The sequence below is a fragment of the Streptomyces jumonjinensis genome (assembly GCF_009600885.1).
Taxonomy (GTDB): domain Bacteria; phylum Actinomycetota; class Actinomycetes; order Streptomycetales; family Streptomycetaceae; genus Streptomyces; species Streptomyces jumonjinensis.
Window position 1 is genome coordinate 1 of sequence record NZ_VCLA01000037.1, and the last position, 8084, is coordinate 8084.

The 8084-nt window shown below is 70.7% G+C and carries 7 protein-coding genes; 6 read left to right on the forward strand and 1 reads right to left on the reverse strand.

What is annotated here, in order from left to right; genetic code table 11:
• Window positions 1-236: 236 nt before the first annotated feature.
• On the reverse strand, window positions 237-1316 hold the full coding sequence (locus tag FF041_RS04925; RefSeq protein ID WP_153521185.1) for a LacI family DNA-binding transcriptional regulator: 1080 nt from the start codon (window positions 1314-1316) through the stop codon (window positions 237-239).
• A gap of 223 nt (window positions 1317-1539) precedes the next feature.
• Between FF041_RS04925 and FF041_RS04930 the strand changes: the two genes are divergently transcribed.
• From FF041_RS04930 to FF041_RS04955, 6 genes are all read left to right on the forward strand, one after another.
• The gene (locus FF041_RS04930) at window positions 1540-2832 is read left to right on the forward strand and encodes an MFS transporter (RefSeq protein ID WP_153521186.1); all 1293 of its coding nucleotides are present in this window, start codon (window positions 1540-1542) and stop codon (window positions 2830-2832) included.
• Window positions 2833-2841: 9 nt separating this feature from the next.
• Window positions 2842-4203 (forward strand): Pup--protein ligase, encoded by a 1362-nt coding sequence (gene pafA / locus FF041_RS04935; protein ID WP_153521187.1) that lies wholly within the window; start codon window positions 2842-2844, stop codon window positions 4201-4203.
• Window positions 4204-4355: 152 nt separating this feature from the next.
• On the forward strand, window positions 4356-5303 hold the full coding sequence (locus FF041_RS04940) for an FKBP-type peptidyl-prolyl cis-trans isomerase (RefSeq protein WP_323391243.1): 948 nt from the start codon (window positions 4356-4358) through the stop codon (window positions 5301-5303).
• Window positions 5304-5428: 125 nt separating this feature from the next.
• Window positions 5429-5800, forward strand: coding sequence for an FKBP-type peptidyl-prolyl cis-trans isomerase (locus FF041_RS04945; RefSeq protein ID WP_323391245.1), 372 nt, complete (start codon window positions 5429-5431; stop codon window positions 5798-5800).
• A gap of 210 nt (window positions 5801-6010) precedes the next feature.
• Complete coding sequence (locus FF041_RS04950; protein WP_323371800.1) at window positions 6011-6964, forward strand: helix-turn-helix transcriptional regulator; 954 nt, start codon at window positions 6011-6013, stop codon at window positions 6962-6964.
• A gap of 17 nt (window positions 6965-6981) precedes the next feature.
• Entirely contained in the window at window positions 6982-8013 is a 1032-nt protein-coding gene (locus FF041_RS04955; RefSeq protein ID WP_153521190.1) for a helix-turn-helix transcriptional regulator, read from the forward strand.
• Window positions 8014-8084: the final 71 nt, after the last annotated feature.

Consider the following 8084-nt stretch of genomic DNA (forward strand, 5'->3'; position numbering starts at 1 on the left):
GGTGGTGCGGACCGTGCCGAGCAGGGCAGCGTCGATCGGGGTCTCCGCCGTTTCCGTCATGATCGGGATCGTTCCATGACGGGACCGGGGGGCTCAAGGGCGATCTCGGGCGGTGCTGCTGGGTTCTGCGTGGTCCTGCGCGGTCCCGTGTGGTCCTACGCGATCCCGGGCGGTCCCGAGCGGTCCTGTGTGGTCCCGGGGCGGGGCCGGTGGGCCCGGTGCGGGCGGGTTGTCCGTCAGCCGGCGGGCGCGGGGCCGGTCGACTCGCGTACCACCAGCTCGACGGGGAGGTCGCCCTCCGTGGGGGTGCGGCCTTCGAGGAGGGCGAGCAGCGCGTGCATGCCGCGTTCGCCGACCTGTTCGGCGGGGAGGCGCACGGTGGTCAGCTCCGGTTCGAGGGCGGTGGCGAGCGCGAGGTCGTCGAAGCCGGTGATGGAGACGTCGTCGGGGACGCGCAGCCCGAGTCTCCGTGCGGCTTTGCACGCTCCGGCGGCCAGGGCGTCGCCGTCGCAGACGATGGCGGTGGGGCGGGGGCCGGGTCCGGTGAGTGCCTGCTGGGCGGCTTCGCGGGCGGCGTTCACGTCGAGGGGGACGCGGAGGGTGTGGGCGGTCGTGCCGGGGGTGGCGTCGAGTGCGGCGGCCAGTGAGCGGGCGCGTACGCCGAAGGTCCAGGTGTCGATGGCGGAGGCGAGGTGGAGGTAGCGGCGGTGGCCGAGGCCGAGGAGATGGTCCGCGATCTGGCGGATGCCGTCGCCGATGGCGAGGTTGACATGGGCGGCGGCTTCGGGGTCGGCGGGGTCGCTGTCGAGCATCACCAGGGGGAGGTCGGTGCCGCGGAGGGCGGTGAGGGCTCCGGCCGTCATGGAGGAGGCGATGACGCCGTCGAGGGCGGCGGGGGCGGAGGCGAACGGGTCTCTGGCGGTGCCGGTGCCGTCGGGTGAGGGGTAGACGACGACGCCGAAGCCGTGGCGGTCGGCGACGGCGGCGGCGCCGGTGTGGACGCGGGCGAAGAACTCGTTGGTGAGGGCGGGGACGACGAGGAGGGCGGTTCTGGTGCGTCCGAGCCGGAGATTGCGGGCGGCGAGGTTGGGGCGGTAGCCGAGTGAGCGGGCGGTGTCGCGGACGGTGTCGGCGGTGCGCTGGGAGACCCGGCCGCGCCATTTGTCGCCCAGGACGAGTGAGACGGTGGCCTGGGAGACTCCGGCGGCGCGGGCGACGTCCCGGCTGGTGGGGCGGGGGGTGTCGCCGGTCGGGTAGGCGCGGGGCCGGTCGTCCGGGGGGGTGCGGGGGGTCGTCTCCCGTGGTCCGTGTGTCATGTGGGTGCCGTCCTCCGCCGTCGCGCCGGCCGGTTTCCGTGTCTGGGCCCGGTTTCTGTGTCCAGGCCCGGTTTCTCTGTCTGGGTCCGGATTCCGGGTCCGGGTCCGTTTCCGGTGTCCGGGGCGTGGTGGCGCTGTGGACCCGCGGACTGCGGACATGGTACGTATGACCCGCGAAGTTATACGTAACACCTCGGCCGGGCCGGGGGGAGAGGGGCGGGACATGGCCACAGGCGGGGGCGGCTACGCCGACATCCTCAGGGCTCCGTATGCCGCGCGGCTGCTCATGGGGACGCTCGTGGGGCGGCTGCCCCATGCCACCGGTCCGGTCGCGCTGGTGCTGTTCACCAGGGCCGAGGGCGGCAGCTACAGCCTCGCGGGCGGGCTCGCCGCGGTCTACGGCATCGCCACCGCGATAGGCCAGCCCCTGCTGGGGCGCGCGGTCGATCTGCACGGCCAGCTCCGGGTCCAGCTGCCGGCCGCCGTTCTCTCGGGGCTCGGGATGGCGATGCTGGCCGCGGTGGGGATCGGGTCGCTGCCCCTGGCGTACGCGGCGGTCGCGCTGGCGGGGCTCTTCACCCCGCCCCTCGAAGGCGGTCTGCGGGCGCTGTGGCCCAGTGTGCTGGGGCGCGAGGACCGGGTGCACCGGGCGTACGCCGTCGACGCGGTCGCCCAGGAGATCATGTTCACGGTCGGCCCGCTGCTGATCACCCTGTTCGTCTCGCTCTGGTCCGCCGGGGCGGCGCTGCTGGTGATCAATGTCATCGGGGTGTTCGGCGCGCTGACCGTCGTGCTCTCCAAGCCGTCCCGGGCCTGGCGGTCGGCTCCCCGGGACGCGCACTGGCTGGGCGCGCTGCGCTCGCCGGGGCTGCTGGCCCTGCTCGGCTCGTTCTTCTTCATCGGGCTGGCGCTGGGGTCCATCACCGTCGCCGGGGTCGCGTACGCGGACGATCACGGCCGGGAGTCGGTCTACGGCCTGCTGCTGGCGGCGCTGAGTTTCGGCGCCCTGGTGGGCGGCGGGGTCTACGGCGCGCGTCAGTGGTCGGGCGCGCCCGAGCGGCGGCTGCGGGTGCTGGTCGCCCTGCTCGCGCTCGGGTATCTGCCGCTGGCGCTCACTCCCGGGGTCGCGGCGATGACGGCGCTCTCCGCGCTCTCCGGGGTCTTTCTGGCCCCGTCGATAGCGTGCGCGTTCATCGTGGTGGACCGGCACGCGCCCAGCGGCACGGTGACCGAGGCGTTCTCCTGGCTGGTGACGACCTTCGGCGTCGGCGCGGCGGCGGGGACCGCTGTGGCGGGTCCGGCGGTGGAACTGGGGTCGACGTCCTGGAGCTTCGCGGTCGCCGGGGCGGGCGGAATCGCCGCGCTGGCCGTTCTGATGGCGACTCAGCGGGTGCTCGCCGTGCCCGGGCGCAGTCAGGGCGTCGCGGGCTCGGTTCCCGGCGCTCCGGCGCGATCAGCCGAAAATGATCGCAATGGTGCTGCCGAACCCGGTTTCAGCTCAGGTCCTGAGGCGTAATGTTCAGACATGGACCGCCGCATTTTCGGGCTGGAGAACGAGTACGGCGTCACGTGCACTTTCAGGGGACAGCGCCGACTGTCACCTGACGAAGTGGCGCGCTACCTCTTCCGCCGAGTTGTCTCATGGGGCCGCAGCAGCAATGTCTTCCTGCGGAACGGCGCCCGCCTCTACCTCGACGTGGGCTCGCATCCGGAGTACGCGACACCGGAATGCGACAACGTGACCGAGCTGGTCACTCATGACAAGGCCGGAGAGCGGATTCTCGAAGGTCTCCTCGTCGACGCCGAACGCCGCCTGCACGAGGAGGGAATCGCGGGCGACGTCTATCTCTTCAAGAACAACACCGATTCGGCGGGAAACTCCTACGGCTGTCATGAGAACTATCTCGTGGCCCGTCATGGGGAGTTCTCGCGGCTCGCGGACATCCTCATTCCCTTCCTGGTGACCCGTCAGCTGCTCTGTGGCGCGGGCAAGGTGCTCCAGACCCCGCGTGGCGCGGTCTACTGCGTCAGTCAGCGCGCCGAGCACATCTGGGAGGGGGTCAGTTCGGCGACCACCCGGTCGCGTCCCATCATCAACACCCGGGACGAGCCGCACGCCGATGCGGAGCGTTACCGCCGTCTGCATGTCATCGTCGGCGACTCGAACATGTCCGAGACGACGATGCTGCTGAAGGTCGGCGCGACGGATCTGGTGCTGCGGATGATCGAGGCCGGCACGGTGATGCGGGATCTGACCCTGGAGAATCCGATCCGGGCCATCCGCGAGGTCAGCCATGACATCACCGGTCAGCGCAAGGTGCGTCTGGCCAGCGGGCGTGAGGCTTCGGCCCTGGAGGTCCAGCGGGAGTACTACGAGAAGGCGGTCGACTTCGTCGACCGGCGCGGCATCCGTACGGGCACCGTCGAGCAGGTGCTCGAACTGTGGGGCCGGACGCTGGACGCGATCGAGGCGGAGGATCTGGACCGGATCGGTACCGAGATCGACTGGGTCATGAAGTACAAGCTCATCGAGCGGTACCGGGCGAAGAACAACATGACCATGTCGCATCCGAGGGTCGCCCAGATAGATCTCGCGTACCACGACATCCATCGCCGGCGGGGGCTGTACTACCTGCTGGAGCGCCGGGGTCAGGCCGCGCGGATCTGCAACGATCTGAAGATCTTCGAGGGCAAGTCGGTGCCTCCGCAGACCACCAGGGCGCGGCTGCGCGGTGACTTCATCCGCCGGGCGCAGGAGCAGCGGCGGGACTTCACGGTCGACTGGGTGCATTTGAAGCTCAATGACCAGGCGCAGCGGACGGTGCTGTGCAAGGACCCGTTCCGTTCGGTCGACGATCGGGTGGAGAAGCTGATCGCGGGCATGTAGCGGACGGCTGCCGGACGGGCGTTTCGGCGCCGTACGGATGTGCGCGTCGATCGGCTGGAACGTCACCCGGGCCCCGTACGTTCTCGTGCGGGGCCCTCGGCACGTCCTAGAGTGTCGAGGACCTAACCTGACGTCTGAGATCTGAGGAACACGTGCGCCGATTCGCCGGCCTTCTTGTCGTCCCCGTACTGCTGCTGTCGACAGCGGCGTGCGGCACCGAGGACGACAAGGACAAGGGCTCCGATTCCATCTCGTCCCAGGGCGGCCTGCCCGCCATCACCGAGGGGGCCAAGTTCGGCGAGAAGCCGACCCTGGCGAAGGGTGAGGGGGACCCGCCGAAGAAGCTGAAGGTCGAGGTCATCAGCGAGGGCAAGGGTGCGGTCCTGAAGAAGGGCGACCAGGCCAAGGTGAACTATCTCGGCCAGGAGTGGGATGAGAAGAAGCCCTTCGACAACAGCTTCGACCGGGGTCAGCCCTTCGATGTGGCGATCGGCGGCCAGGGTGTCATCCAGGGCTGGCAGGAGGCTCTGAAGGGGCAGAAGGTCGGCAGCCGTCTGGAGGTGTCGATCCCGCCGGACCTGGGCTATGGCGCTCAGGGCCAGGGCGACATCAAGGCGAATGCGACGCTGGTGTTCGTCATGGACATCGTGAAGGGCACCTCGGTTCCGGTCTCCGCCAAGGGCGCCGAGGTGGCGCAGGACGACGGCGATCTGCCGAAGGTGGGCGTCAACACGGACGGCAAGGCTCCCTCGGTCAAGATCCCCGAGTCGGCCGCGCCGAAGAAGCTCGTCTCCAACTATGTCCTGGAGGGCACGGGTCCTGTCCTGACCGACAAGGACACGGCCGTCGTGAAGTACCAGGCGTACATCTGGAAGGACGGCAAGCAGTTCGACAGCACCTACAAGTCGGACTCCACGGTGAGCTGGCCGCTGGGTCAGGTCACGGTCGAGGGGCTCAAGAACGGGCTGATCGGCAAGAAGGCCGGCAGCCGGGTGCTGCTGGTCATGCCGCCGGACCAGGCGTTCGGCGACAAGGAGCAGAACGGCATCCCGAAGAACTCGACGCTGGTCTTCGTGGTGGATCTGCTGACGAAGGGCTGAGCCGGCGCGGCCGGGCCGGTCCTGCCGGACACGGCAGTCCGCGTCTGGTGAACAGGGACGGCCGGCGGCCGTCGGAGATGTAAAACTGTTCCGGTTGCCCGTACATCTTTATGAGGAGTGCTTCAGTGAGCATCGAGAAGCCCGAGATCGACTTCCCCGAGGGCGAGCCGCCGGCGGACCTGGAGATCAGGGACATCTGGGAGGGTGACGGCGTGGTCGCCAAGGCGGGCGACCTCGTCACCGTCCACTATGTGGGTGTCTCCTTCTCCACGGGTGAGGAGTTCGACGCGTCCTGGAACCGCGGTGAGACGTTCAAGTTCCCGCTCGGCGCCGGCCGGGTCATCGCCGGCTGGGACAAGGGTGTGCAGGGCATGAAGGTCGGCGGTCGCCGCCGTCTCACCATTCCCGCGCACCTCGCGTACGGCGACCGCGGTGCGGGCGCCCGGATCAAGCCCGGCGAGACGCTGATCTTCGTCGTGGACCTGATCGCCGTCTGATCCTTTTCGGGACCCCTCCGTCCCGGCGCCCCGCGGGCCCGTCCGGCATGACCGGCGCGGGCCCGTCCGGGGGCCGCGCACGGTCGCCGTCGGAAGCGGCCTGAGGCCCATGCTCCTGTGGAGCATGGGCCTCGGCTTTTGTCACGACACCCCGGGGCGGTACGGTCATCAGGGCGGAAGCGACTCAAGCAGAAGAGGTGCGGGGCGACGGTGGCCATTGCCAAGGCCGAGCGGCTGATGAATCTGGCGCTGTGCCTGCTGGGAACGCGGCGTCCGCTCAGCAAACGGGAGCTGCGGGGGTCCATCGAGGCCTATCTGGAGGCGGCTTCGGACGACGCGTTCAACCGGATGTTCGAGCGCGACAAGGATGATCTGCGCGAGCTCGGTCTGGTCATCGAGACGGTGGAGAATCTCGACGGTGAGACGGGTTATCTCGCCCGCCGGGACAGCAACCGGCTGCCTCCCATCACGCTGGACGCGGAGGAGGCCGCCGCTCTGGGGCTCGCCGCGAAGGTCTGGCAGCAGGCCCGGCTCGCGGGAGCGGCCAGTGGCGCGCTCCAGAAGCTGCGCGCGGCCGGGATGCCGGAGGCGGAGGACGCGTATGACACCCAGAGCGCCCTGGAGCCGCGTATTCCGGTGCATGAGGCGGCCTTCGAGCCCTTGATGCTGGCCTGTCGGGACCGCAGGCCGGTGATCTTCGACTACCGCAAGGCGACCGCGGCCCGCCCCGAGCAGCGCCAGGTCGAGCCCTGGACCCTGGAGTGCTGGCGCGGCCACTGGTATCTGGCGGGCTGGGACCGCGACCGGGGGGCCGAGCGGGTCTTCCGGCTCTCCCGGATCACCGGAAGGGTCCGCTCCCGCGCGGGTTCCTTCACCGCCCCCGTGCCCGACGTCGTCACCGTCCGGGAGACCGTGGAGAGCTGGGCGGGCGAGACCGCGACCCGTACGGCGCTGATCAGACTGCGCGGCGGCTGCGGCTATCCGCTGCGCGCCAGGGCGCGGTCGGTGCGGGAACTGGACGGCGGCTGGGACGAGCTGGAGATTCCGTACGGGCACGGACTGGACGCCTGGCTCGTGGAGTTCGGCCCGGACGTCGTCGTCATGGAGCCCGCGGATCTGCGGGCCGATGTCATGGACCGGCTCCGTGCCGTGGCCCAGGGCTGAGGGGAGCTCGTACGACCATGGCCGCCAATGCCATTGACCAGACCCGGCGGATGCTGTCGCTGGTGACCTATCTGCGGGAGCGCCCCGGCGCGCGTGTGGGCGATGTCGCCCGCGCGTTCGGGATCAGCGAGGACGAGCTGATCTCCGATCTCGATGTGCTGCCGATGTGCGGGACCAGTTTCCGCGGCGGCGATCTGCTCGACATCGACACCGACGGCGACCGGATCTGGTGGCACAACCCCGACGACGTCGCCGAGCCGCTGAGGCTCGCGGCCGACGAGGCGACGGCGCTGCTGGTGGCGGCGCGGGCGGTGGCCACCCTGCCCGGACTGCGCGAGGGCGACCGGGAGGCGCTGCTGCGGGCCACCGCCAAACTGGAGACGGCGGCGGGCGAGGCGGCCGGCGCCTCCTCGCGGCTTTCGGTGACCTTCGAGTCCGAGGGCGGTGTCTTCGCCGATGTGGACCGGGCGATCTCGGAGCGGCGGCGGCTGTGGCTGCGCTATTACTCGCCCGCGCGCGATGAGCTGACCGAGCGCGAGGTCGACCCGATCCGGCTGTTCGCCGTGGGGCACACCTATATGGAGGGCTGGTGCCGTCTGACGGAGGCGCGTCGCACCTTCCGGCTGGACCGGGTGGCTGAGATCCGACTGCTGGACGCCCCTTCGGCGCCGCCGGAGATCGAGCTGAGGGATCTGTCGGAGGGGCTGGTGCAGCCCTCCGCGGATGATCCCGAGGTGATGGTGGAGGTCGGGCCGGCCGGGCGCTGGGTGGCGGAGTACTACCCCCATGACAGCGCGGAGGATCTGCCGGACGGGGGTCTGCGGATCACCCTGCGGACGCCGTCCCCGTCCTCGCTGCGGCGGCTGGCGCTGCGGCTGGGGCAGGACGGCCGGATCGTGGCGCCCACGGAGCTGGCGGAGAGCGCCCGGCGGGCGGCGCGCGAGGCGCTCGCCGCCTATGAGCGGGGCGGGGAAGCCGGGTACGGGGGCCGGGGCGCGGCCGGTGGCCCCGGAGCGGCCGGGTCCGCGGGACCGGGCGGCGGCCGGTGAACGGGGCGCGGCCGGGCAGGGAGGCCGGGGCGCGGCCGGTGGCGGCTCGGGCGGGGATGGTCGGAGCGGGA

Excerpts from the sequence above, each read along its gene's own strand:
- FF041_RS04925 (WP_153521185.1), bottom strand. The coding sequence starts at position 1,316 with ATGACACACGGACCACGGGAGACGACCCCCCGCACCCCCCCGGACGAC.
- FF041_RS04930 (WP_153521186.1), top strand. The coding sequence starts at position 1,540 with ATGGCCACAGGCGGGGGCGGCTACGCCGACATCCTCAGGGCTCCGTAT.
- pafA (WP_153521187.1), top strand. The coding sequence starts at position 2,842 with ATGGACCGCCGCATTTTCGGGCTGGAGAACGAGTACGGCGTCACGTGC.
- FF041_RS04955 (WP_153521190.1), top strand. The coding sequence starts at position 6,982 with ATGGCCGCCAATGCCATTGACCAGACCCGGCGGATGCTGTCGCTGGTG.